This window comes from Metabacillus schmidteae, from assembly GCF_903166545.1.
GTDB classification, from domain to species: domain Bacteria; phylum Bacillota; class Bacilli; order Bacillales; family Bacillaceae; genus Metabacillus; species Metabacillus schmidteae.
On record NZ_CAESCH010000001.1, the window covers coordinates 4185517 to 4210652 of the forward strand.

Annotated in this window: 25 protein-coding genes; 5 read left to right on the forward strand and 20 right to left on the reverse strand. The window is 34.4% G+C overall.

The genetic code is table 11. From position 1 onward, the window contains the following. The first annotated feature begins 62 nt into the window (after window positions 1-62). Window positions 63-380 carry a hypothetical protein gene (locus HWV59_RS20525; protein ID WP_175639904.1) on the forward strand — a complete coding sequence of 106 codons (318 nt, stop codon included), beginning with the start codon at window positions 63-65 and terminating at the stop codon, window positions 378-380. Window positions 381-786: 406 nt separating this feature from the next. Here the strand turns inward: HWV59_RS20525 and HWV59_RS20530 are convergent, their stop codons facing one another. The 4 genes from HWV59_RS20530 to HWV59_RS20545 form a co-directional block, all read right to left on the reverse strand. Beyond that, on the reverse strand, window positions 787-1944 hold the full coding sequence (locus tag HWV59_RS20530; RefSeq protein ID WP_175639905.1) for an IS256 family transposase: 1158 nt from the start codon (window positions 1942-1944) through the stop codon (window positions 787-789). Between the two features lie 772 nt (window positions 1945-2716). Then, window positions 2717-3229 carry a MogA/MoaB family molybdenum cofactor biosynthesis protein gene (locus tag HWV59_RS20535; RefSeq protein ID WP_102230684.1) on the reverse strand — a complete coding sequence of 171 codons (513 nt, stop codon included), beginning with the start codon at window positions 3227-3229 and terminating at the stop codon, window positions 2717-2719. Between the two features lie 16 nt (window positions 3230-3245). Further along, window positions 3246-3845, reverse strand: a complete 600-nt coding sequence (locus HWV59_RS20540) for an EcsC family protein (protein WP_328824341.1) — start codon at window positions 3843-3845, stop codon at window positions 3246-3248. Then, on the reverse strand, window positions 3821-4081 hold the full coding sequence (locus HWV59_RS20545) for a hypothetical protein (protein ID WP_175639907.1): 261 nt from the start codon (window positions 4079-4081) through the stop codon (window positions 3821-3823). The genes HWV59_RS20540 and HWV59_RS20545 overlap by 25 nt, the downstream gene beginning before the upstream one ends. 243 nt (window positions 4082-4324) lie before the next feature. On the opposite strand from HWV59_RS20545, the gene HWV59_RS20550 reads away from it, so the two are divergent. Continuing rightward, window positions 4325-4474, forward strand: coding sequence for a hypothetical protein (locus tag HWV59_RS20550; RefSeq protein ID WP_175639908.1), 150 nt, complete (start codon window positions 4325-4327; stop codon window positions 4472-4474). 131 nt (window positions 4475-4605) lie between these two features. On the opposite strand, the gene HWV59_RS20555 is transcribed toward HWV59_RS20550, so the two are convergent. The 7 genes from HWV59_RS20555 to sppA form a co-directional block, all read right to left on the reverse strand. Further along, a complete protein-coding gene (locus HWV59_RS20555) occupies window positions 4606-5793 on the reverse strand; it encodes an acetate kinase (RefSeq protein ID WP_102230682.1) in 1188 nt (395 codons plus the stop codon). A gap of 369 nt (window positions 5794-6162) precedes the next feature. Further along, a complete protein-coding gene (locus HWV59_RS20560) occupies window positions 6163-7152 on the reverse strand; it encodes a class I SAM-dependent methyltransferase (RefSeq protein ID WP_175639909.1) in 990 nt (329 codons plus the stop codon). A gap of 149 nt (window positions 7153-7301) precedes the next feature. Further along, a complete protein-coding gene (gene tpx, locus HWV59_RS20565) occupies window positions 7302-7802 on the reverse strand; it encodes a thiol peroxidase (RefSeq protein WP_175639910.1) in 501 nt (166 codons plus the stop codon). Between the two features lie 124 nt (window positions 7803-7926). Then, entirely contained in the window at window positions 7927-8391 is a 465-nt protein-coding gene (gene ytfJ / locus HWV59_RS20570; protein WP_102230679.1) for a GerW family sporulation protein, read from the reverse strand. 72 nt (window positions 8392-8463) lie between these two features. After that, window positions 8464-9144 (reverse strand): DUF2953 domain-containing protein, encoded by a 681-nt coding sequence (locus HWV59_RS20575; RefSeq protein WP_175639911.1) that lies wholly within the window; start codon window positions 9142-9144, stop codon window positions 8464-8466. 275 nt (window positions 9145-9419) lie between these two features. Further along, window positions 9420-9971, reverse strand: coding sequence for an RDD family protein (locus HWV59_RS20580; RefSeq protein ID WP_235991783.1), 552 nt, complete (start codon window positions 9969-9971; stop codon window positions 9420-9422). 12 nt (window positions 9972-9983) lie between these two features. Continuing rightward, entirely contained in the window at window positions 9984-10988 is a 1005-nt protein-coding gene (sppA, locus tag HWV59_RS20585) for a signal peptide peptidase SppA (protein WP_102230677.1), read from the reverse strand. 158 nt (window positions 10989-11146) lie between these two features. Between sppA and HWV59_RS20590 the strand changes: the two genes are divergently transcribed. Further along, the gene (locus HWV59_RS20590; protein WP_102230676.1) at window positions 11147-11947 is read left to right on the forward strand and encodes an NAD kinase; all 801 of its coding nucleotides are present in this window, start codon (window positions 11147-11149) and stop codon (window positions 11945-11947) included. 20 nt (window positions 11948-11967) lie between these two features. On the opposite strand, the gene HWV59_RS20595 is transcribed toward HWV59_RS20590, so the two are convergent. The 7 genes from HWV59_RS20595 to ezrA all read right to left on the reverse strand — a co-directional run bounded on the left by HWV59_RS20595 (window position 11968) and on the right by ezrA (window position 20481). Further along, window positions 11968-13557 (reverse strand): amidohydrolase, encoded by a 1590-nt coding sequence (locus tag HWV59_RS20595; protein WP_175639912.1) that lies wholly within the window; start codon window positions 13555-13557, stop codon window positions 11968-11970. A 184-nt stretch (window positions 13558-13741) separates the two neighbouring features. Next, window positions 13742-15325, reverse strand: coding sequence for an acyl-CoA synthetase MbcS (mbcS, locus tag HWV59_RS20600; RefSeq protein ID WP_175639913.1), 1584 nt, complete (start codon window positions 15323-15325; stop codon window positions 13742-13744). 289 nt (window positions 15326-15614) lie between these two features. Next, entirely contained in the window at window positions 15615-15752 is a 138-nt protein-coding gene (locus HWV59_RS20605; RefSeq protein ID WP_175639914.1) for a hypothetical protein, read from the reverse strand. Between the two features lie 104 nt (window positions 15753-15856). Beyond that, window positions 15857-16072, reverse strand: coding sequence for an alpha/beta-type small acid-soluble spore protein (locus HWV59_RS20610; protein ID WP_078432330.1), 216 nt, complete (start codon window positions 16070-16072; stop codon window positions 15857-15859). Between the two features lie 111 nt (window positions 16073-16183). Continuing rightward, on the reverse strand, window positions 16184-17383 hold the full coding sequence (gene thiI, locus HWV59_RS20615) for a tRNA uracil 4-sulfurtransferase ThiI (protein ID WP_102230673.1): 1200 nt from the start codon (window positions 17381-17383) through the stop codon (window positions 16184-16186). Window positions 17384-17387: 4 nt separating this feature from the next. Beyond that, complete coding sequence (locus HWV59_RS20620; RefSeq protein WP_102230672.1) at window positions 17388-18533, reverse strand: cysteine desulfurase family protein; 1146 nt, start codon at window positions 18531-18533, stop codon at window positions 17388-17390. A gap of 235 nt (window positions 18534-18768) precedes the next feature. Then, on the reverse strand, window positions 18769-20481 hold the full coding sequence (ezrA, locus tag HWV59_RS20625; protein WP_102230671.1) for a septation ring formation regulator EzrA: 1713 nt from the start codon (window positions 20479-20481) through the stop codon (window positions 18769-18771). A 507-nt stretch (window positions 20482-20988) separates the two neighbouring features. Between ezrA and hisJ the strand changes: the two genes are divergently transcribed. Then, entirely contained in the window at window positions 20989-21798 is an 810-nt protein-coding gene (gene hisJ / locus HWV59_RS20630; RefSeq protein ID WP_175639915.1) for a histidinol-phosphatase HisJ, read from the forward strand. Here the strand turns inward: hisJ and refZ are convergent. Further along, window positions 21781-22431, reverse strand: coding sequence for a forespore capture DNA-binding protein RefZ (gene refZ / locus HWV59_RS20635; RefSeq protein WP_407941601.1), 651 nt, complete (start codon window positions 22429-22431; stop codon window positions 21781-21783). The genes hisJ and refZ overlap by 18 nt on opposite strands. A 119-nt stretch (window positions 22432-22550) precedes the next feature. Here refZ and HWV59_RS20640 point away from each other — a divergent pair, with 119 nt between their 5' ends. Then, window positions 22551-23030, forward strand: coding sequence for a GAF domain-containing protein (locus HWV59_RS20640; protein ID WP_102230668.1), 480 nt, complete (start codon window positions 22551-22553; stop codon window positions 23028-23030). Window positions 23031-23047: 17 nt separating this feature from the next. On the opposite strand, the gene HWV59_RS20645 is transcribed toward HWV59_RS20640, so the two are convergent. Beyond that, window positions 23048-24823, reverse strand: a complete 1776-nt coding sequence (locus HWV59_RS20645) for a sensor domain-containing diguanylate cyclase (protein WP_235991784.1) — start codon at window positions 24821-24823, stop codon at window positions 23048-23050. Between the last annotated feature and the right edge of the window lie 313 nt (window positions 24824-25136).

A 25136-nucleotide genomic window follows, 5' to 3' on the forward strand; every position in this document is an offset into this window, starting at 1 on the left:
TGATGTAGATCAATTTATAGAGGTATTGTAAAATAAGGAAAGATCAGAATGGAGGAAGAAATTTGAACGAATACTTTGCCTTTGATCCTAGACTTAAAATAAGAATTCCTCAAGTGTCGAATACATGGACGACCTATAGTGTTCAGACTCAAAATAGAATATTAACAGAATGGGAAACAATCCGCGGGCATATACCGGATCGAATCAGGGAGTTGGAAGGTGAAATTAACATTAGGCAGGAAGCGTTAAACAACGAAGAAGATTTTAATCGCTCAATAGAATTAAATCATGAAATTTCTGAACTTGCTTCCATTATCAATGATTTGTGGATTTGGTTTCGAACGACACAGCATATTACAAATACTAAGATTCATAATTAAAAATTAGTTTATCCCCTAATTTTAGAAATCAAAAAGAGAAGAATGTGATGGTAAAGGGTTTCTTAAAGAATAAAAATTAATACGAAATGACCATCGATTGAACACTGTTTTGTTAGTCATTTTTTATTTTGTAGATAATTTGACTCTATTTCATATTTTCCGAATGATTTTTTACTGTCTATCAGTCAAGTCCTAGATATTGTGTAAATTCCTATACAATGTTTTCAACCTATTAAGATAGTTGGGGTTAGTCTTTCCCCTTACATTTTTTTTTGCGAACTTCCATGGACTTATAACCTCACAATCAGCAAAGGCTGTCAAAGACTCTTTTCACTTTGATAGCCTTTGCTGATTGTGAAATAATTCCATGATGGAAGTTTGAAAAAAATAGGATCTACAATCAAAATTAAGATTTTTTCTTTGAGTATACAGTCTCTTGATACTGCATTAATACAGCTCCTACTAGCCGAAAAGCAGATTGAGTATTAGGGAAAATGCGTATTACTTTTTCTCTTCTTCGTACCTCTTGATTTAATCGCTCGAGAGAGTTTGTACTTCTGATATGTGGGTGAATTGATACTGGATGATTCATGTATTGAATGGTATCTTCGAACCCTTCATCTAATATTTGAAGTGCCTTTTCGTATTTAGAATTAGTGGCAAATTTACTCATTAACTCATCTTTAAATAATCTAATATCTTCAATAGTTACTGCTTCGAATACACGTTTAATCATTGTACGAATTTCAACTGAATCCTTTTTAGGCAATTTTTCAATGATATTACGTTTGAAATGGACATTACACCTTTGCCAAGTAGTGCCTATGAATTCACGTTGTATAGCTTTCTGTAATCCTTGGTGTGCATCAGATATGACTAGCTTAGGGGATTGAAGGCCACGTGATTTAAGTTGTTTGAAAAACTGACTCCAGCTATCATAGCTTTCAGTATGATCTACAGTTAAACCAAGGATCTCACGCTTGTTGTTATCAGTGAGAGCAGTGGCTATATAAACTGCTTTAGAGACAACACGGTGATGTTCACGTACTTTAATATACATTGCATCAACAAAAACAAAAGGATAATAGATTATGTTTAAAGGCCTTTTAGCCCAATCATTGACTATGGGATCTAGTTTTTGAGTTAAAGATGAAACAAAAGATTTAGAGATGTTTTCTCCACAAAGCTGTTCTACGATATGGGTAACCTTTCTAGTGGAAACACCATTGATGACCATTTCCAACATGGACAGGACTAAGGCTTGATCGCACCGAGCGTACTTCTCAAAAACCGAAGGTGAGAATTCACCATTACGAGTCCTTGGGACCTGCAGTTTTATCTTTCCAATACTCATCGTCAGGTCTCGCTCATAATACCCATTACGGTAATCACGACGTTCATCAGAGCGCTCATATGGACTAGCCTGGAGAAAATCATCTCTTTCCTTTTCCATGAATTCATTTAATACCAAAACAATAGCTGACTTCACAACCGTCTCCATATTAGAATTCATAACTGAATCTTTTAAAACTTCCATATTTAGGTTAAACTGTAATTGGGTCATTTTATTCCTCTTTTCAATGTTTATCGTCGCTGAAAACATTGTAGCCAAGAGTTAATAAAATGAACCCTTTTTCTTTTTACACAATTATACGGACTTAATCTGTCTATCTATTAAAAGCGTACACATTCCGTTTTTACGTATGCACTTATCTCTTTTTTTATTTAAAAACGATACACGGATGGAGAATTATTACATTTCCAGCTGCTTTTAGTATCGTTTTTACCTTTTTCTGTATTTCGCGAATGTTTTTATACTTCTCTCCATGTAAAAGCATACACATTCCTTTTTTACGTATGCTTTTATCTCTTTTTTTATTTAAAAACGATACACTAGTGGAGAATTATTACATTTCCAGCTGCTTTTAGTATCGTTTTTACCTTTTTCTGTATTTTGCGAATGTTTTTATATTGTCTCTCTATGTAAAAGCATACACATTCCTTTTTTACGTATGCTTTTATCTCTATTTTCAAAAAATCCAATACAATTATGGTTAATTCTTACATTTTCGGCCGTTTTCAGTATCGTTTTTACCTTTTTCTGAATTTCGCGAATGTTTTTATACTGTCTCTCTATGTAAAAGCATACACATTCTTTTTTACGTATGCTTTTATCGCTTTTTTAAAAAAATCGATACATAAATGGATATAAATATATAATTTTTCAGCACATACAAGGAATGGTCCAGTTTTTTGAACTGGACCATTCCTATATACATAAAGTTCTGCATCTTGCGATAGTAAACGGAACCGGTTACTGTGTTAATAACCTTCTTTTACATATCTTTCCGAATTTCTCTTACGATATGTCCCAACTCAGGTAAAATGAGCTTTTCCATGGCTAATTTAACAGCTCCCGATGATCCCGGCATGGCAAAAACAGCTGTATCCATCGACACTCCTGCAATCGCTCTGCTGAGGATTGCAGCAGATCCAATATCATCACGATAACTTAGCATTCTAAATAGTTCTCCAAAACCGGGAATTTCTTTTTCAATTAATGATTCAACCGCTTCAATAGTCACATCCCGTTTAGCTATTCCTGTTCCACCATTTGTTAAAACAACATCAATTTCTTTTGTTTCACATCCTTTTAAAATCTCACTTCGAATTAATGTCTTCTCATCACGTACAATTTTATAATCGATCAAAATATGACCTTGATCCTCTAAGAATCCCTTAATAAGTTGACCACTTTTGTCGCTATCTTTATCCCTTGTATCACTAACAGTTATCACTTTACATCTAACTTGTTTAGGAGCTTCCAGTTTATGTTCTAACGTACTCATAATACCCTCCAATTGTTCATTGTGTTGTTTCAGTAATTAGTCTGTATTGATAAAATTTATTAGCAAATTCAGTAATTTGTCTAGTTGAATGGTAGTTACTTGCAGCACCTATTACCATACTCACAACCGGAATACCAGCAACTAATTTACGTTTAAACAAAGATAAAGCAGAAAGCTTGGCGATTTGCTTTAAAATATATTCCAGACTTTTCACATCAGCTAAGTCCTCATTACCTTCGTAAAAATAGTTCATCTGATTATCTGAATGAATTTCTTCTTTTAATCCTTCCCACTGATTATATTGTAAGTGCTTTGGCATTAATGCCGCATGATATACCTTCAAAGATGTCATCATCTCATATGGATTATTAATTTCAAACCCGTAACACATTGAGATCATTTGAATAGAACGTAAATTTAATATTGTCTGCAGCGGAATATCAGCACCGATCAGGAGGATTCCTCCAGTCCCTGTCACGCCCCCTTGCAGAAATGAATATAGTCGGTGCTTTGAAGTTTGTAAATCAGCTAAATAATGAAGCTGGTCAACGGAGAGAAGATGCAAATCACTTATTTCTTTAATATTTTCATTCAGAGCTCGCGCAGATAAGATGATTTGTTTTTTGCATCTTGTTGAATAAAGGAATTTTGGATAACAGAATGTAAATTAAACAGACTTGTATCTACTTTTTCGTAAAACACCTGTTTTAATCGGACTGGAATATCTTCCAGTTTTCGGTTTAACCATCGACTATAGGTTCGTTGAAAATCTGTACGGGAATCATTTTGCAATTCATTTTCCCACAACTCTAATTCCTTTAAGATTGCTTTTTCACGTTCTATGCTATCCATCCACATGTCTCCTTTTTCAATCTATAAAAGGTATATTTTGGTGAACTAGTTAGCTTCATCATATCATAAGAAGGCCTTGTCATTGAAATATCTACTTCTATAAGCCATTTTTGAAGATTTTGTTACAAACCCATCACATTCGACAAGAAAAACCAGGAACAAAACCTGACAATCAACTAGAAAGCGATGGTTGTTCTATCTTATCATGTTCACAAGTTAACATTTGAAGGGAGTGTTCTATTCATGAAGAAACAGTTTATCTTTACAATTGGTACGGATGAGATTGTCATAAAAGCAAATGGGATGATTGATGCTATTTCTCAAGTGAAGAAAATTGTTGTAGAAAGGGGCAATGAAAAAAATAAACTAAAGTTTGTAGGTGTTAAGTATTAATGATAAAGAGTGAAAACTTTATAAAATTTGATTTTACTAATTCTAATAGGCATGTGTTTAAACAACAAAGTTTATGCACATGCCTTAATTTTCATGAAAAAAGACAACCTAAAAAGTTGCCTTTCTATTTATTATTGAGCTAATCTTACAACATCACGTGCAATCATAACTTCTTCGTTAGTAGGAATTACTAATACTTTTACCGGAGAGTGTGGATAGCTAAGATATGCTTCTTCTCCATGAACCATATTTAAAGACGGATCCCAATAGATACCCATGAACTCAAGGCCCTTTAATACACGTGCACGTATATCGCTTGAGTTCTCACCAATTCCTGCAGTAAAGATAATAGCATCAACACCTGACATTCTTGCAGCATAAGAGCCAATGTATTTATGAATTCTGCTAGCGAATACTTCTAAAGCTGTTTTCGCTCTCTCATTACCTTCTTCAGCCGCTTTGTGAATGTCACGTAAGTCACTTGATAAACCTGAAATACCTAAAATACCGCTTTTCTTATTTAAAATATCCAGTACTTCGTCAGCTGATTTATTTGTTTTTTCCATGATAAATGGGATTAATGCTGGATCGATATTACCTGAACGTGTTCCCATTGCAACACCTGCAAGTGGTGTAAAGCCCATAGACGTATCGATTGATTTTCCGCCTTCAATAGCAGCAATACTTGCTCCATTACCAAGATGACAAGAGATTAAACGAAGATGCTCAACTGGTCTGCCTAAGATATCAGCAGCACGTTCAGATACATACTTATGTGAAGTGCCGTGGAAACCGTATTTGCGAATACCGTATTTTTCGTAGTATTCATAAGGTAAGCTATATAAAAATGATTGTTCCGGCATTGTTTGATGGAAGGCTGTATCGAATACAGCTACTGCGTTAACATTTGGTAAAACTTCTTTGAATGCTTTAATTCCAACAACATTAGCTGGGTTATGAAGTGGAGCTAAATCAGATAACTCCTCAATCTTTTGAAGTGTTTCATCTGTAATTAATACTGAGTCATTAAACACTTCTCCTCCATGAACAACGCGGTGACCAATTCCATTAATTTCATCCAGGGATTTAATAATTCCCAGGTCAGTTAATTTAGATAATAAAATTTTAACAGCAACAGCATGATCAGGAATGTCTGTTACTTCTGTTTGTTTTTCATCATTAACAGAAATACTAAATACAGAGTCATTAATACCGATTCTTTCTACCAAGCCTTTTGTTAGAACCTTTTCACTCGGCATGTCAAATAATTGAAATTTTAATGATGAACTTCCTGCATTGATTGCGATAATTTTTGCCATCTGGTTTCGCTCCTTTTCATCTTAAACAACTGTCGTCAACAACAAATATTTATATGTAAAACGATCAGTAAATTACGAAATTAATTGAGAGGATTTCTATTAGAATTTCTTCTAAAATTAACTTCTTGTTCTTTTTCTATACATTTTTATTGTCTACAAAATGTCTCTGATTATTATCTGCCTTTTCCATTTAAACACTGCCTTTTCGACATTTCAAGAACTTGATAAAAATGCAATCGGTTACAGCTAAAATTTGTATTATTCAATTAATTTGACTGATAAATTAAGTGGTTTGGTATTTCTTTTGCGAAGGAAAAGTATACGGTTTCACTAAAAAAGAGACTCAAGTATACATGAGTCTCAGTCATTTTATTTATTTTCCTTAAACCATTGATCAATTTGTTTCATAATGGAATTCATCGCATCTACATTCGAAAACTTTGGTAGCTCTGCAAGCATTGCTTGTTTAGGCGCTTTTGCTTCCGGTCCTTTTTTCTGTAGGATTAAGATGCTTTTACCGTGTCTTTCATCTTTAAATAATGATAATGACAATTTAATAAACCCTTGGATAATTGCTACTTCTCTCAGATATTCATTCAATTTAGGCGCTTCTTTTGTTTCAAATAATGAATTAGGAACAATAAAGAAAAGGTACCCATTAGCCTTTATATGATTGATGCTTTGCTCCATGAACAAATGATGTGAATATGAATGCCCTTCATCTGCCTTTAATTGATATTTCGCCGCCTCAAGATCATTTGGATAATACCCAACTGGTAAGTCGCAAACAACTACATCAACAGGATCTATCAATAATCTTTCTAAACTATCCTGATTAAAAAAGTGTGTTGGATGTTCTTGGAGATTTGCATTTATATAGGCTAATTTAATAAGGAGATCATCAACTTCTACACCAAAGCTATTTGTATTTTCTATAGCCGTATAATTTAAAATCGCAGTTAGTAGGTTCCCTGTTCCAACTGCAGGATCTAAGATGGACAGCACGTTACGATTCCCAATAAATTTACTTACTAAATAGCCTAAGAATAAACCAATAGTATCTGGTGTCATTTGATGATTTGGTTGAGCACCTTCTTTTAAGCCCTTTAAAATAGCTAATTGATAAGCTTTGCGAATTTCTTCTTTTTCAAATGTACTAATAGAAACCGAATTATATTTTCTCTCAAGGCTTTTTACAGTTACTTCACTTAGATTTTCTTGAAGGATTGTCCCTTGAAATATGTTTTCCCCAGTTTCAGCCAATGCCTCTATATAAGAAATTTTACACTCTTGTGCAAGTAAATCTGCTGTTTCATTTATCACTGTAAACAAATTTTCGATTTTCGATATTGTTTTCATTATTTACTCCTCCTAGCCTTTACCTCTTACCATTCTAGACATACTTCATATTTTAGTCAAAATAAATGAAAACAATTCTTTTTTTCTATCTAAAAAAGGACTGACCCTTGACGGACAGTCCTCGTACTCCTATTGCATCACGTACAGCCTTATTGAGCTGATTTAGCAGCTTCAATTGCTGCTTCATAGTTAGGATGATTAGTTGCTTCACTTACATATTCAACATACGTTACTTTGTCATTTGAATCTACGACAAATACAGAACGAGCTAGTAAACGAAGTTCTTTAATAAGTACTCCATATGCTTCACCGAAGGATGCATCACGATGGTCTGATAATGTTTGTACATTTTCAAGCCCATTTGAAGCACACCATCTTTTTTGTGCAAATGGTAAGTCCATACTGATTGTTAAAACTTCTACATTTGCAAGTTTAGATGCTTCTTCATTAAAACGACGAGTTTGTGCATCACATACACCAGTATCAATGGATGGTACGACTGAGATAATACGTACTTTCCCTTCTGAATTTGCTAATGTAACAGGAGATAGATCATTTGCTAATACTGAAAAATCAGGTGCTTGATTACCTACACTTACTTCATTTCCAAGTAATGTAACAGGGTTGTTCTTAAACGTAATTGAAGCCATACCGAAATTCCTCCCTTAAAAATATGTACAGAGTTAATATATCCTAGCTTTCCATATTTATCAATTAATATGATTACCTATATTATTTCTTTTTTCAAAAAAATAACTGCCTAATCATAGGCAGTTAGATATCTAAATCTTGCTTGTTAGATGGACTTGTATTTTCTAAAGGATCACTCTTGGATGAATCATTATTTTTATTTTTCTGAAAGATTCCTTGAATTTTTTCAACTGCTTGTGGTGCAGCTTCCAGTATTTTCTCATATAAGTGAGTACTTTCGTCCAAATGAAGCATTTTCACCCCATTTGATGAAACAATTAAAAAAGCAATTGGAGTAATTGAAACTCCTCCTCCACTTCCTCCACCAAACGGTAGCTTAGGTCCCTTTTGTCCATCGCTTTCTTCCGTGCTTGTTGAATTAAATTCACTGCCACCAGCTGCAAACCCAAATCCTACTTTAGAAACAGTAAGAATGACACTTCCATCAGGGGTTTCTACCGGATCCCCCACGATCGTATTAACATCAATCATTTGCTTTAGATTTTCCATAGCAGTTTTCATTAATCCTTGAATTGGATGATCACTCATATTATGTATCCTCCTTTTAGAAATATCTAACCGGTCATGCTCATATATCTTTGAGATAGTCGTCACTAACGTTTAATTTGTAAACGAAAACGGCTTGCTTTTTAAATGAGGACGACCTCCTCGCCAATATTTTATGAACTGAATACCCGCGAAAATAGCTTGCCCGATTCTAAACTGAAACATACATTTGAGTTTTGTCCTTGAGCAAAAAACATTAAATGCTGGTGATATACTCATTACAGGGGTTGTTTGAAGTTTCATATAACTACTGATTAATCCTACAACGCCACCTTTAATAGACCAAGCAACACCGGTTAACATACCGGTATGTGCAGCGTCCCCTATTCCTATCTGTGAATGCCACTCTAATTGTTTCACTTTTATTTTCTTTAAAAAACGACGGACAATTTTATGTAACCCTATTATATGTTGAAGCATTTCTCTCACATCATGCAATGCTCTCATTTCCTCTTCCGGCGTTATTTTTTTTTCAGATTCCTTTACCTTTCGATTTGACTCTTCTGTACCAGCCTTTTGTTCTTGTTTTAGAATTAAATTAGCATCATCATCAACCTTAACAAGAGGAATATTGATTGTATATTTAATGTACCGCCAAGCACGTAGTTTGATTTTTAAATGATCGTCATCACCAATGTGCTGCAGATCGAGAATAATCGTTATTTTTGTGATGAAGATAAGAAATAGAATGAATAAAATTATCAGGAAAATAATTAGAAACCAGTACAAATTCATCACATCCTTTCAATTTCTCATTATCACCTCTATATATACAAAATAAACCTGCTAAATACATAGCAGGTTTCAGACTGTTGACAAACGCTCGCTTTCTTCGTTACTCACCTTGCTGCGGTGCTCATTACCAACCCCGGTAACTCCGCTCCTCACAAGGCTTCGTGCCTCGAAAGCAAGCGTTAGCAATCAGTCTGAAGGGCTAGCGATTTTTACTTTGTCTACAACTAAAACCTGCTAAATACATAGCAGGTTTTTAAGAAACATAATCAAATTTTTTATACTTCAGATGGATTCGTGTTATAAACAGCTTTTTCTTTCTCAACTTTTGAGAAAACTTTTTCATGGATGACGAATGTGTCGGCAAAAATATCATGTAATGTTTGTTTTTTCGGTGTAAAGGCTGCAATTAAAAAGCCAATCCAAATAATCTTTGATATATATCTTCCGATTAATTCTCTGAAAATAATTGTACCCCAGTTTAGATTTCTGCCATCTTTTGACACAACCTTCAAACCAAATATCATTTTACCTAAAGTCTGATTCAGGAACTTTGTCATAAAGACAAAATAGGCAAAATAGGTGATAGCAGTTGCAATAGAAACTGGTGAAAATATGAATGAATCGCTTGTATCTAAGCCAATTAGACTGAATAAGGGATAAATGATAATACGATTTACGCTTCCTATTACAAGTAAATCTACTAGATATGCCCAAAAACGAATCCAAAATCCAGCAAACATGTTTGGATAATGAACGATTGTTTCCTTTTCAACAGGATGCTGTTCAACCGTTTCATTTTGGTTTGGACCTTCATATGTACTGTCCACGTTACGTCCCCCTTATTCAGAATATAAATACATTAATCTAGGCGAATTTGAATTTGATAAAAGCTGAAGAAGTGAAGATAACTCAGCATCTTCTTTAAATATTTTGCTAGCACCCATGGAAAGGAAATTCTCAAAACCTAAAGCAGACCCATATTGTACGACTTTTGCATCCTTTATTTTCAAATCCTTCTTCATTGCCGATACTGTATCATCAAAATAACCTAAATCATCAACGAGATTAATCTCTTTTGCTTGTCTTCCGTCATAAATGCGTCCATCTGCCACTTTCCGAACCTCTTCTTCAGATAGGGGACGCCCCTGGGTGATAACATCTACAAAGCCATCATATGCATTGTTCACCATCGTTTGTAATATTTTTCTCTCTTCTTCCGTCATATCACGAGTAGGTGAGAAAATATCTTTGTATGGCCCACTTTTAATCGTTTCAAATTTCACACCATACTTTTCAGCTAATTCACCATAGTTAACAGATTGCATAATTACTCCTAAAGAGCCTGTTAATGTATCTGGTGCAGCAAAGATTTTATCACCTGCTGTTGAAATATAGTAACCGCCTGAAGCAGCTTGTGTTCCCATAGAAACGTAAATCGGCTTTTTACTAGACTCTTTCAATTCCAGAAGCTTTTTATGTATTTCAGCACTTTCTACTACACCACCGCCTGGGGAATTGACACGTAAAATGATACCCTTAATTGCATCATCTTTTCCTGCTGCCTCAATCATATCAAGGAATGTTTGATGCTGATAGCCGGCAGTACTAAAGAAAGATGTTACATCTTCACCTGTATCTTGTATAACTCCGTTTACATTTAAAACGAGAATTTTGTTAAACTCAGAGCCTTCCTCTATTACATCTTCCGAGAATTCTGTTCCACTCGCAAAAGCCTCAGCGAACATTTTACTTTGATTTAAAAACATCATTGTAGAACTAATAATGATGGAAAATACAAATAATACACCCGCAATTGCAATTGCTCCCCATCGTTTACCATTCATCGTTTTCTACCTCCCTAAATTTAGCTAGAATGATACTATGCTTTATTCTAGCAGAATCAAACATTTTATCCTGTAAAAGTGGTAAACTAAATAACATAGAGTATTGTACCATCTTCCAGGAAAAAAGTGGAGATATACATATTAAAGGAGGAGTCACTATGTCAGACCGTCGAAATGTTTATTTTTATTACAAGCAAGATGAAAGCACGATTGGTAAAATTCAATCATTGATCAATTTCGCTAAGGAAAGTGATTTTCATGTAGTAGAGGATCAAAAACTTGCAAACATCATTGTTAGTATTGGTGGAGATGGTGCGTTTCTTCAAGCAGTTAGAAAAACAAATTTCAGAACGGATTGTTTATATGTTGGAATTGGTATTGATGATACCTTAAGCCTATACTGTGACTTCCATCTTGATGATCGGGAGAAAATGCTTCAAGCAATGAATGAATCTCAAATTGAGGTTAGAAGGTATCCTGTTTTAGAAGTGACAATTGACAATAACACGACATTCAAATGTTTAAATGAGTGTTCCGTTCGCTCAGGTATTATTAAAACATTTGTCATCGATGTTTTTATTGATGATCTGCACTTTGAAACATTTAGAGGAGACGGGATGTTAATTGCTACACCAACCGGCAGTACAGCTTATAATAAATCTGTTAATGGTGCTGTTGTTGATCCTATGCTTCCTTGCTTACAAGTTAGCGAGCTGGCATCTTTAAATAACAACTTATACCGTACCTTAGGTTCGTCTTTTATTTTGAGTGATAAGCGTAAGTTAACTCTTAAAGTCGTTCAAGATGGAAACGATTACCCGGTGATCGGAATGGATAATGAAGCATTAAGTATTCGCCATGTCCAACAGCTAGAATATAAATTAAGTGAGCTACCGATCAAAACGGTTAAGTTAAAGGATAACTCATTCTGGGAGAAAGTGAAACGAACGTTTTTATAAACCGAAATAAAAGGGGCCGGTCACCGGCCCCTTTTATACATTATGTCATCATCGACAATGGTCATGACAACATTAGTTTGTAGTAATTGCTCAGCCTCAAGCGTGAAAACATCTTGGTCAAAGACTGTAAAGTCAGCAGTAAATCCCGTTTTTATCATTCCTCGTTTATTTTCTTTGTGAATAGCATATGCGCTTCCTTTTGTATATAATTCCACCGCTTCAAATACAGAAAGCTTTTGTTCAGGCAAATAGGATTTTCCTGAATTTTCGTAATCACTTGACCTTGTTATTGCAGCATAAATTCCGAGGAGCGGATCAACCGGTTCAATTGGGGCATCAGAGCCTCCTGCACAAGGAATCCCTGCTTCTATAAGGGTTTTCCAAGCATAACAGCTTTTTAAATAATCCTCCCCAATTCGTTCGATTACCCAAGGAAAATCACTTGCAACAAAGCGAGGTTGAATATCAAGTATAATAGGTAAAGATTTCGTTTTCTCAATCAATTCCGGCCTTAAAATTTGAGCATGAATAAGACGATCATGTTGACCTTTTTTAGGTGGGTGTTTTTCAATTAATTCGAGTATCCACTCAAAGGCTAAATCGCCAATTGCATGAACAGCAACCTCCATCTCAAAACCTCTAGCTGTTTTAATTAAGTCTTCTAAGTCTTCTTTTGTATGGATGGCGACTCCTGAAGTTGTCGGATCATCCTTATAAGGAAAGCTTAATAAGGCTGTTCTACCTCCTAAAGCACCATCAGCAAATATTTTCATCGCCCCATATTCGATAAACTTATGAGCTTCTCTTTTTCTCTGTTGAAATTCATCTACTATTTGATGATGAACTAATAAATGACTTCGAAACTTCAGCCCTTTGTTACCTACATTGTAATATGCATTTAGTGTATTTTCTAAGCTTCCATAATAAGAAAGATCTTCAGTATGTCCACCAACCAGCCCTTTTTTATAACAATCTTTTATTGAGGTCTCAAGAGCGTATTGAATTTCCTCCAATGTTGGAAATGGAGCAATGTTTAATATCATCTCCTGAGCTTTATCTAGTAAATAGCCTGTAGGATGGTCGTCTACATCTCTAACAATTACTCCACCAACAGGATCAATTGTTTCCTTGGAAATATTCGCAAGTTGTAAAGCTTTAGAATTTGCAATTAGTGCATGCCTGCATATACGTTTTAACAAAACAGGATGGTTTGGTGCTACCTCGTCCAATTCTGTTCGGTGTAGAATTTTATTATCCTCTAATTGATTTTCATTCCAGCCTTCTCCAATAATCCACTGACCTTCAGGTACTTTACCAGCTCTTATCTTTAAACTTTCAAGCATTTCAGCAGAACTCTTTATTTTTGAGAAATCTAATCTTAACAACTTTTCCCCATGGCCTATTAAATGCATGTGACTATCAACTAAACCAGGAATCATCGTATAACCTTTTAGATTATGTTCTTCTGTTATTTCCCCATCATACTCTCTCTTAAGAAATTCTGTATTTCCTGTAGCTACTATTTGACCATCCTTGGTTAAAACAGCTTGTACCGTTTCTCCTTCATTCTCTAGGGTATAAATTCTTCCACCATACCACAATGTTCCCACTAACCATCCCTCCGAAGTCATAGTTTTTTAATTATAGTAGCATATGATAAACCGAATTAGAAAAACAAGAATTAACACCAAGACTGCCGGAAGGCCATATCTTTTCTTACACTTTAATCATTTCATATAGGTAATCTTAAAGTACAAAAAAACCGAGAATAGTATCTCGGCCATTGTTTTCTTCTTATCCTTGTTTTAATTGGAGCTCTCTTTCTCTTAGAACAACCCGGCGAATTTTACCGGAAGTTGTCTTGGGTAAATCCTCTACAATTTCTATTTCACGAGGATATTTATATGGTGCTGTAAGAGATTTTACATGATCCTGCAGAGTCTTAAAGAGCTCAGGTTGATCTGCTAAAGATGAATTTCTTAACACAACATAAGCTTTTACAATATTCCCTCTCACCTCATCAGGACTAGCAACAACCGCACACTCCTTAACATAAGGATGCTTAATGAGTGCATCCTCCACTTCAAATGGTCCAATCGTATAACCTGAGCTAACAATAATATCATCGCTTCTACCTTCAAACCAGAAGTACCCATCTTCATCCATTTTGGCACGATCACCTGTTACATAATAATCTCCTCTATATTGCATGGCTGTTCGTTCAAAATCTTTATAGTATTCCTTAAATAATGCCGGCGTATCACGATGAACAGCAATATCTCCGACTTCACCAACTTTACAAATATTGCTTTCTTCATCTATGATTTTCACATCATTGCCTGGTGTTGGTTTTCCCATTGAACCTGGTTTGATCTCCATTCCTTTCATAACACCTACTAATAATGTATTTTCTGTTTGACCATACCCATCTCTTACCTGCACATTAAAATATTTCTCAAATGTTTCAATGACCTCACGATTTAGAGGCTCACCAGCAGAAACTGCACTATGTAATTTTGAAAGTGAATAATTCTCAAGATTTTCGACTTTTGCCATCAAGCGATATTCAGTCGGAGTACAGCATAGAACATTAACATTGTAATGATCAAGAAGCTGCAAATACTTTTCAGGATTAAATTTGCCATGATAAATTAAACCGGTTGCTCCACTACCTAGAACAGATAGAAAAGGACTCCAAACCCACTTCTGCCAGCCGGGCCCTGCTGTTGCCCAAACAATATCATCTTCTTTTATACTTAACCAATTTTTAGCCGCAGTCCGTAAATGAGCATATGCCCACCCATGTGTATGGACAACTCCCTTAGGATTTCCTGTAGTTCCGGAAGTATAAGAAATAAATGCCATATTCGTGGATTCAGTTTTCACCATTTCCATTTCTGTACTTTGAGTGATCAATAATTGTTCTAATGAAATCCAGTCTTCATCATTGCCATGAATAACAAACTTTTTAATTGAATTGTATTCTTTTATGTCCTTAAACTCATTTGTATATAATCCGTAGCTTACAATGGCTTTAACATCACCGTGTGTTATGCGATATTGTAAATCTTTTGTACGTAACATTTCGGAGCTTGGAATGACAACTAACCCTGCCTTTAGGGCACCTAAATATACTGCATAGGCATCAATAACTCTCGGAATCACAACAAGGATTGTGTCGCCTTGCTTAAGCCCCTCACTAATGAAAGCGTTTCCAATACGATTCACTCTTTTCAAAAGAGAACTGTAGGTAATCTCACTTTTCTCACCTGATTCATTCTCCCATTTTAATGCTACCTTTTTAGCATCCTTAGAATATTTCTCTATTTCCTCGACTAAATTATAAACGGGTGGTGCAAGAAGTTCTTCTCTTACCATGTTTCCCCCTCCTTCATGGATCTTACATAGATATTATACCTAATTATTAAAACTTTTTAAATCTTATGAAATTGCTATGTCTCATTATTACTCTATCTATTAACAATCTCTTATTTTAAAGTAAACTCACAGATTTGCAAACCAAAAAGCCCAAATACGAGATGTGTGGTTGTATACCTAATGCTTAACAAAAACCTATACATGGAATAATCAATCTTCCTTGCTGCAAATTTATACTATTTTACTGTAGAACAAAAAACAGACCTTACAAGGCCTGTATACAAGATTATTAACTTTGTTCGTTTGCTTGTTTTGCGTTCTTCGGCTCATTTCTTCTTTTTCTTTGTTGTTTTCTACTTTTTTCTAATCTTTGTTGTTGTTCTCTTTCACCGTCTTCAGCAATGTTTTCATAGTCATTTCTCGTCATTTTATAAATCCTCCTTTTAAATAAATTTGTTACACAATCTAATGTTGTTGCAAACAGAAAAAGAGCGGGGTTTCCCCCACCCTTAGTAGCCATTGTTTATTTAATTATTTTTGGAAAGAACCGCTCATTTGTTGTTGAGCAAAAGAAACTAAACGTTTTGTGATTTCACCACCAACAGAACCGTTAGCGCGTGAAGTTGTTTCTGGTCCTAAGTTTACACCAAATTCAGAAGCGATCTCATACTTCATTTGGTCGATTGCTTGAGCAGCACCAGGTACAACTAATTGGTTTGAGCTGTTTGAACCGCTGTTTTGTGCCATGTGTATCACCTCCTTGTGAGTATAGAATGTGTAAATACACATGGCTTCATTCATCTATTTTATTGGTAATTCTTCACAAAATATCTTTTGTTTTCCACGAAAAGTTTATCATTAAAATAATCCTGCAAATTCATCCTTTTGATCTTGTGAGATGATTAGAGTCTCAACATCATTCACTGCTTCAGTTACAAGCTCATCAAAATCCACAAAACTCTCAAATCTTGATACTTTATCAACTTTTGGTCTTGTTTTAGGATTCGCAGGTGTAAATATTGTACAGCAATCTTCATATGGTCTAATGGAAATATCATGCGTATTAATTTCTTTTGCAATATCAATAATTTCTGTTTTATCCATCGCAATGAGTGGCCTTAATATTGGTGTGCTTGTCACATCATTAATTGCCACCATGCTTTCAAGTGTTTGACTTGCTACCTGTCCAAGACTTTCTCCGGTAATTAGTGCCAACGCTTGCTGTTTTTGTCTAAGTTGATCAGCAATTTTAACCATCATTCTACGGGTAGATGTCATCGTATAATTTTCTGGAACTTGTTCTTGAATTTTTTCCTGAATCTTTGTAAACGGAACAATGTGAAGCTTAATTTTTCCACCATATGATGTTAATTCTTTTGTTAAATCTATTACCTTTTGCTTTGCTCGCTCACTCGTATACGGCGGACTAAAGAAATGAACAACTTCCAGCTCTACCCCTCTTTTTAATGATAAAAAGCCTGCAACAGGGCTATCGATTCCACCCGATAATAATAATACAGCCTTTCCGCCTGAGCCAACCGGCAATCCCCCAGCACCCTTGTAATCATAGCAAGTAATATAAGTAGCATCTGTACGAACTTCAACACGAACATTTATTGTGGGTTTTTTTACATCCACCTTCAAATCATCAGTATGAATTAAGATATGGCTCCCAATTTGATAATTAAGTTCATTTGTATCTAGAGGAAATTGCTTATCTGCTCTTTTTGCTGTTACTTTGAACGTATCATGTGGATGGTATAAACTTTTCACAACCTTTAATGCCATCTCTTTTATTTCCGTTATGTCACTTTTACATTTTAATGCCAAACTAAATGATTGAATACCAAAAACAAGCTTGAGTTTTTCTACAATTTCCTCATGACGTTCCTGATTTAAATGAATATACAATCGATCCCTTGTACTTTCATAGGTTAAGGCAGGATATTGATTGAGAACTTCTCTAATATTTTTTTTCAAACGATCAACAAACTTCTTCCTATTTCTTCCCTTAGTAGATATTTCCCCAAACCGAATTAATATGTGATCAAACTCCATTTTTCTACCTCATTACTTTCGTTAATTTTTCTATTCCTTTTATAAGTGTTGTCACAAAGGGATCAATAATGTCTTCATTGTGATCAAATGATAAACTAACTCTAATTGCAGATTTGGCAATATCTTCGCTCTTTTTCATCGAAAGTAATGCCTGACTTATCTTTTTATTTCTTGATGAACAAGCTGATGTTGTTGATACAAATATATTATTTTCACCAAAAAAATGGATGAGAACTTCTGATTTTATTGCTGGAACTGAAAAGTTTAAAATATGCGGTGCATAAAATTCATCTGGGGTATTTATTTTGACACCATCTATTTTTTTTAATTCAGACCTTAGCTTCTTATGAGTGTCAAAAAGACACTCGACCTGTTGGCTTGCTTTCTCCATAGACATTCTTAAAGCTTTGGTCATGGCAACAATCCCTGCTAAACTTTCTGTACCGGATCTTACCTGCAACTCTTGTGATCCTCCAGAAAATAAGGGAACAAGTTGAATCCCCTTTCTAACAAACAAAGCACCAGTTCCATTTAAACTATGAAATTTATGTCCTGATATCGTGCATAAATCAATACCTGATTCATAAAAATTTAAGGGCACCTTCGTCACACCCTGAACATAGTCAACATGGAAAACAGCATTTGAGTATTGTTTAATAACCTTGCCGATCTTTTCAATTGGTTGAATTGTGCCTATTTCATTATGTACATGCATAATTGAAACAAGAATCGTATTTTCCTGAAGAGCTTCTTTCACTTCTTCAACGTCTACTCGTCCATTTTCATCCACTTCTAAATATGTTACGTGAAAACCATGTACAGCTTCTAATTGTTTAAAAGCCTCTAAAACTGAAGGATGTTCAATAACAGATGTAATTAAATGGTTTCCTTTATGCTTATTTGCGAATGCTGCGCCCTTTATTGCAAGATTATTCCCTTCTGTTCCACCTGAAGTAAAGATAATCTCTTCATCTGAAACGCTTAATAAATGCGCTACTTGTTTCCTTGATTGAACCAATAGGGCCTCTGCTTTACTACCTAATTTATGGATTGAAGAAGGATTAGCAAAATACTCCTCTGTAACCTTCAAATATGTTGAAAGAGCTTCTTTATATGGTTTTGTCGTTGCACTGTTGTCTAGATACAACATGTTTGTTTCCTCCATAGCTATCTTTTATCAATGTGTAATCATAACATAATAATGTGTGAAATAAAAATTATGCGGTTAAAAAACACGACTTACTGCCAAGAATGACGAAAGTCGATGTCTTTTCTTATACTTTAATCCTGTAATATAGTTTAACATTCTTAAAGTATAAAAAAACAGGAATGATAAGAGAATGAGGTCACCCCTGCATTCTTTCATTCCTGTTAAAAGTCCAAAGTTATTTTCTTACTAAAGTTTGATCTTCCTGTTCGTTTAATATATGTTGAATTTTATCAATAGAACCTGGTTCAACTTGCTCAATTGCAGCTGCTGCAGTATCTAATGCTTCTTTATAAAGATGCTCTCTAAATAAATTCTCAGCTTCAATGAATTTGTTGGCAAGCAGTGGCTGACGGCTGCGGTATCTATTTCCATATTGAATGATTTGTTCAAATAAGAATACCTGCTCAATTATTTCATCTGCAAATTGTTTGAGAGATTCGACAGATTCAACAGCACTATTAAGTAACTCATTGACCATTAACATATTGAGAGGAATTTCTTCTAATTTCATGGTTGCCCTTTGAACATCTCTTTGTCCTTTTTCAATTAATGTTAAGAACTCTTCTGGTAGTCCAGGAATATTACTTTGCTGAACAGATCTGGTTGTTTCCAGTAGCAACCGCTTCAATGAACTTAATTTTTCACGTGCTTCAAGCTCATCTCTTCGAAGAGTTTGCAGCATTTCACGATATTGGTTATGCTCATCGAACAGTTCAGAAATCTGCTTTTCTATTTTCTCTAATTCTTCCTTGACGATAGAATGAGCAACTTGATCCTCCAACAAATTTTGTTGAATTTGAACAAATTTCTTTTCTACCTGTGTAATGCGTTTTTCAATTACCTTCTGCTTATCAAGCTCAGTTTCAGATAATTGATAACTTTGCTTAACAAGATTTGTTTCTTCAATTGTGGACTTCTTCTGTTCTGATAGCTTAATTAATTTTCCATTAATCTTCTCTTTTGTTTGCTTTACAAACTGATTTGCCTCAACCTCTTTTTCCAATAAATCGTACATTTGATCAACGGATTCTTGAATAAGCTGAAGTCCATCCTGCACATCATCAAGTTCTGCTTCGTCAATTTTACCTTTAAACTTTTCCAAATTTGTATTAATTTTTTCAAGTTCCAAATCTAACTGAATATGTTCTAAGTAATATCCTGCTTCCTTCATCTCTTTATAGCCTTCATTTAGTTCATTAACTAAATTAGGGATGGTAACAGTACATTCAGTTAATAATTTAGGAATTTCCTCCATTTTATATTGAAGGACATCAAGTTGTTGCTTTAGATTAATCAAAATCTGTCTTGCAAGAAGATAATTACCTTGTTCTGTCTCTTGATCAAATTCTTTAAGTGAATCTGTAATTGAGGTTAGATGCTCGTCTAATTTCAGGTGTGCATTACCGAATTGTCGGCTATGTGCCAATAAGGTTTTTTTCACTCTTTTATATTGTTCTTTAATCTCTTCACCTTCAACAGTATTCTTTTCCTCACTCGTTACCAATTCATTAATTTCTTCAATAATTTTGTCAATATTCTCATTAACCGTCGTTAACAGCTGATCAATATGCTGAAGGACATTTTGTGACTTATTAAAGCGGTACTTATCCGCAAATTCTTCTGCATCAAATAAGAGCTCTTCAATTTTCGGGAGTTGACTAGTGAGAATCTCATCCCATTCACTTCTCCATTGTTCGAACAATTCTTCTGCTTGTCCTGTCATTTTTAATTCTTTTACTTTTGAGAGTTCATCAATAATAGAACGATTCATTACTTCAATCTTTCGTGCCTCTAATCGATCAACCTCTTTATAGATCTTTCTTCTAAACATGTATCCCGCACCAGATAAAATACATATCAGAAGGACTAGTCCAATTAAAACCTCCATAGTTAGCCCCCTCGTTACTACACACAATCCTTGATAAGGAGAAAATATACTTCTCCGATGATGTTAGTGAAACATCAATTCTATATTTTAATGTGTTATGGTTTTATTTTTAAAAGTGACTGTTCTCGCATACTTTGTTGTTATTTATGTAATTTAAAGTAAAAATTAGTTCGTTCCATTGTGCTCCAGAAACTCGCTTTCCTCTACTTCCCGTAGGAGTCAAGTTTCTTCCGCTATTCCACTATAAAGTTACAATATTATTATTTAAGAAAACAATCTTTGTGAAAACAGCTTTTAAAATTTACTCAATTTAAATGCATTTATGTTTTTGATTTCCCATATTAACTGAGACTTTCTTAATGTTATTTCAATGTATTTATGATACCATGTAAACGACATTTTTTGACCAGAAATTTAAATTTTTTTACATTATTTGTCCAAGTAAGTAAAACGATCAAAAAGAATCCAGAAATAGGGCATATTTCTATAGATTTGGAGGGTAATATGATGACTAAAAAGGATGGACATGTTCATACACCCTTTTGTCCACATGGAACAAAGGACACACTTGACATGTATATTGAACAAGCTATTAAAGAGGGATTTACAGATTTAACATTTACAGAACACGCTCCGCTTCCAAAGGGTTTTATCGATCCAACACCAATGAGAGATAGTGCAATGGATTACAGCCTAATGGAAGCTTATATTCAAAGTGTCCAAAAAAGTAAAGATGAGTATAAGAATGATATTCAAATCCATATCGGCTTGGAAATTGACTATATTAAAGACTATGAACAGGAAATAACTGATTTTCTAAACGAATATGGCAAATTTCTAGATGATAGTATTTTATCTGTTCATTTTTTGAAAATTAACGATAAATTCTTTTGTATGGATTTTGATGAAAAGACGTTTGGTCTAATGATTCATGAGGCTGGCTCCTTATATACCCTTCATTCTATTTATTATACTGAAGTGTTGCAATCTATTTATAGTCAATTAGGAGTATATAAGCCAAAGCGAATCGGTCATATAACATTGGTCAATAAATTTCAAAAGCTGTATCCGGCTACTTTTTCAAACTTAAATATGATTGAAAAGATACTGTCTTCTGTAAAGGAGCAGAACTTGGAACTGGATTATAATGTCGCCGGATTAAGAAAAGAGTATTGTGGAGAAACCTATCCGAATTCAGAGATCATAACGTTAGCTCAAAAGCAAAAAATCCCTCTCATCTATGGTTCTGATGCCCATAGTGCCAGGGACGTTGGAAAGAACTATACACATTATGATCTTTTATCGAATCGCGACTAACCGATTTTCATTTGCTGTCTGTTCTGTTAACAAGGAATTAAACCAACTTTTTAATTCTTTGTAATACTGATGGACGAAATACGCTTCATGTGGTTGAATATGAAGGACCTCACTCATGTATTGGGGTTGTAAATACGGCATATGCAAAAGACTTCTTAGCTGGATAATCATATGTGGGATAAAACCTTTACGAAACTGTCCTTCCTCGATCCCTTGTTCGAATAATGATTTGATGTAATATTTTTCTTTTGTTAAATAAGTCGTCATTACTTCACGGATGAGAACGGAGTCTACCGTTACTTCCCGATAGACCAACCTTGAAAGCTGGCGATTTTCATGCTGATAGTAGAGCAAATCAAGTATTATTTTACTTAACACTGTATGTGCATGGCCAAACTTAATTTGGGTGTAGTTTTCCTCAATTACTTTTATGTATCCTTCATAATAATGGGATACTAAGTATTCAAGCAATCCACCCTTCCCTTTAAAATAATAAGAAATATGAGCAACATTTACATTTGCTCTTGAAGCAATCTCTCTAACAGAAGTTCCCGTAAATCCTTTCGAGTTAAAAAGGTAAATTGCTGCATTTACTATTTTTTGTTTTGTATCACGTGTATTTTCTTTAATCAATTTTCACACCCCCTATACCTTATGTTACAAATTCAATCTGTAGGGGGGCTACTCCTTCATGTTTTTCTCGACAAAGTTCTAGCTATACTTAAAAAATGATCAAAAGGTGGGTAATAAAGATGTTTCATGTCGAAAAATACCAAGGTAATAAATCAGAGCAATATCATTTAGTTATAAAACAACTTAAAGCATTAGCAGAAGGCGAAGAAGATAAAATTGCAAACCTATCAAATGCCTCCGCTCTATTAAATCAATTTTTAGAAGATATCAACTGGGTCGGCTTCTATCTATTGAAAGAAGCTCAGCTTGTGTTAGGACCTTTCCAAGGACTTCCTGCTTGTGTAAGAATTCCGTTAGGAAGAGGTGTGTGCGGAACTGCTGCTGCAAAAAAAGAAACGTTAAGAATCGCTGACGTTCACCAATTTCCGGGACATATTGCATGTGATGCAGCTTCAAACTCAGAAATTGTTGTTCCCCTCATTTCAGAAGGCAACGTTATTGGAGTCCTGGATATCGATAGTCCTTTAAAAAATCGTTTCAATGAAGAAGATCAAGTTTTTTTAGAAGAGTTTGTTGATACGTTAATGGAGTATTTATAAATAATAAATAGGTGAGCTTATTTGCTCACCTGCACTATCACTTGATTTTTCCCTAAATTCTTTGCTGTGTATAACGCCTTATCTGCCCGGCTGAACAATTGGTCATAATTCCTCTCATGCTCTGCCTTCCAATGTGATACACCACAAGAGATTGTAATATTCGGTGAAGTGTGTTCTTTTACTCTTTTCACAATTCTTTCAGCAATTTGAGTCCCTACATCAAGTTCTACATGTGGTAAATAGATGGCTAATTCCTCTCCACCCCATCTTGCTCCAATATCATGGTCCCTAATATTATTTTTGATAATATTTGCTACCTGAACGAGAACTGTATCACCGACCTGGTGTCCATAAGTGTCGTTTACCGCTTTAAAGTTATCGATATCAATTAATACAAATGTACCTTGTCGATCCATTTTCATTGAATGTTCAATACAGGATTTCATATAATTGCGTGAATATAATTGTGTTAATTGATCAGTTTTCACCAGTGTCTCAAGCTCTTCTCTTAATAAAGAATTAGATAATGCCAGTGTAGAGTGGTGAATCAGTGATTGTAGTAATTTAAACATATCAAAAGAGAAATGGTATGGATTTTTATGAAGAACAAGAGCACAACCTTTTAAAACATCACTCTGAACCATTGGAACAGCCATAACGGATGAATATGGTAAATTAGGCAGATACGCAGTAATATCACCTAAAAACAATCCTTCCAAATCTTTTTCAAGCTTTTCCTGAATATAGTTAATATAGATCTTTACTTCTTCTGATTCAAAGTAACTTGTGCTTCCCGGGAAAATATGAATATCATTATTCTGGTTTTTATAAAAGAAGCCAACCTCATCGGCTTCAAAAGACTCTAATATTCGCATTGACATATAATTCATTGTATCAATCAATCTGAGATTTTTATTTAATCTATGGGAGGTCTCATTGATTAATTGCAAATCTTTAATTAATCTTTTTGATTGATCATAAAGTTGTGCATTTTCCATTGCTGTCCCTGCAGCATTGGTTAACATCGTGATAAAATGACGATCTTGATTAATCAATTTCATTGGATAATGAATGACTACCTGCAGCACACCGTATACACCTTGTTTTCCTTTTAAAGGAGAATATAAAGCATCGCCTTTTGTTTGGTCAAGGGTAATTGATTGAGTTCTTCCAGTAACAAAGACTTCCATAGCTATTTCATCGTCATCTTGATCATCAAAGCCTAAATTCTTTATCGGTAAACGGTGTTTATTTTCATTATCATGAGATAGAAACAAATTGAATGTAAACTCTTGGTACATGTTTTGTAATGATTCTATTAAAGCAGCTAAAACATCATCTTTATTCATAAGAGAGTGAAACTTTTCAGTTAGAAAATATAATTTTTCATACTTTTGTTCCTTTTCTTTTAACTGAAGGATATGTATACAGTAGGTATAGAAATCTGAACAAGCTTTGGCAACTTCATGTAAGTTGACAGTTAAATTCGCCCCATTAAATTCTTTTAGTTCAATGACCCCACATACATCCTCATGACTGTATATTGGGAGTAACACGTCTTTTTGGTTCCAGAAAGCTTGTCCTGACTTTAAAGCGTGTACGTTCAGTTGAAATGGGAAAGAATTCACTTGTGGTGACAATGAATAAAAAGTAACATGACAAAAAGCAAGCTCTCTTTTTAAAACTTCTACAAGTTCATTATTAAAGTCAGTAACTGAACAATTATCTTCACATCTATTTATAAAATCAAAAAAAGCACTCTTAATCGCTTCAACTTGTACTTGATCATTCATGAAATCACCCACATACCATAATATTACAAAATTTGATAATTAATTATATCATAAAACAAACCTTTATATAGTAGACCAAATGTTTTTATTTATAAGCTAATCTTGTTATTTGCTCTTATTTTATTTGGTCCCATGCACTAGAACATAAGTCACCTCCCTCGACTCGACTTAATCTATAGTTCCGTAAGAAAAAAACATACGAATAATTTTTTATGTAAAGCTTCTTGACTTTATACATATAAAAACATATAATGTTCGTTGTGTATAAAATATGCAGCCTATTGATGCAGCAGTTTTGATTTCATTTTATTCC

What these genes read in the sequence shown, in the direction of transcription:
- HWV59_RS20545 (WP_175639907.1), bottom strand. Translation starts at nt 4,081, where the DNA reads ATGGATAGCATAGAACGTGAAAAAGCAATCTTAAAGGAATTAGAGTTG.
- sppA (WP_102230677.1), bottom strand. Translation starts at nt 10,988, where the DNA reads ATGAATGGTAAACGATGGGGAGCAATTGCAATTGCGGGTGTATTATTT.
- HWV59_RS20645 (WP_235991784.1), bottom strand. Translation starts at nt 24,823, where the DNA reads ATGAATGATCAAGTACAAGTTGAAGCGATTAAGAGTGCTTTTTTTGAT.
- HWV59_RS20560 (WP_175639909.1), bottom strand. Translation starts at nt 7,152, where the DNA reads ATGAAAACAATATCGAAAATCGAAAATTTGTTTACAGTGATAAATGAA.
- HWV59_RS20555 (WP_102230682.1), bottom strand. Translation starts at nt 5,793, where the DNA reads ATGGCAAAAATTATCGCAATCAATGCAGGAAGTTCATCATTAAAATTT.
- HWV59_RS20535 (WP_102230684.1), bottom strand. Translation starts at nt 3,229, where the DNA reads ATGAGTACGTTAGAACATAAACTGGAAGCTCCTAAACAAGTTAGATGT.
- HWV59_RS20620 (WP_102230672.1), bottom strand. Translation starts at nt 18,533, where the DNA reads ATGTTGTATCTAGACAACAGTGCAACGACAAAACCATATAAAGAAGCT.
- mbcS (WP_175639913.1), bottom strand. Translation starts at nt 15,325, where the DNA reads ATGGTAAGAGAAGAACTTCTTGCACCACCCGTTTATAATTTAGTCGAG.
- hisJ (WP_175639915.1), top strand. Translation starts at nt 20,989, where the DNA reads ATGACTAAAAAGGATGGACATGTTCATACACCCTTTTGTCCACATGGA.
- HWV59_RS20530 (WP_175639905.1), bottom strand. Translation starts at nt 1,944, where the DNA reads ATGACCCAATTACAGTTTAACCTAAATATGGAAGTTTTAAAAGATTCA.
- HWV59_RS20590 (WP_102230676.1), top strand. Translation starts at nt 11,147, where the DNA reads ATGTCAGACCGTCGAAATGTTTATTTTTATTACAAGCAAGATGAAAGC.
- HWV59_RS20605 (WP_175639914.1), bottom strand. Translation starts at nt 15,752, where the DNA reads ATGACGAGAAATGACTATGAAAACATTGCTGAAGACGGTGAAAGAGAA.
- ytfJ (WP_102230679.1), bottom strand. Translation starts at nt 8,391, where the DNA reads ATGAGTGATCATCCAATTCAAGGATTAATGAAAACTGCTATGGAAAAT.
- HWV59_RS20550 (WP_175639908.1), top strand. Translation starts at nt 4,325, where the DNA reads ATGAAGAAACAGTTTATCTTTACAATTGGTACGGATGAGATTGTCATA.
- HWV59_RS20575 (WP_175639911.1), bottom strand. Translation starts at nt 9,144, where the DNA reads ATGAATTTGTACTGGTTTCTAATTATTTTCCTGATAATTTTATTCATT.
- HWV59_RS20610 (WP_078432330.1), bottom strand. Translation starts at nt 16,072, where the DNA reads ATGGCACAAAACAGCGGTTCAAACAGCTCAAACCAATTAGTTGTACCT.
- thiI (WP_102230673.1), bottom strand. Translation starts at nt 17,383, where the DNA reads ATGGAGTTTGATCACATATTAATTCGGTTTGGGGAAATATCTACTAAG.
- ezrA (WP_102230671.1), bottom strand. Translation starts at nt 20,481, where the DNA reads ATGGAGGTTTTAATTGGACTAGTCCTTCTGATATGTATTTTATCTGGT.
- tpx (WP_175639910.1), bottom strand. Translation starts at nt 7,802, where the DNA reads ATGGCTTCAATTACGTTTAAGAACAACCCTGTTACATTACTTGGAAAT.
- HWV59_RS20640 (WP_102230668.1), top strand. Translation starts at nt 22,551, where the DNA reads ATGTTTCATGTCGAAAAATACCAAGGTAATAAATCAGAGCAATATCAT.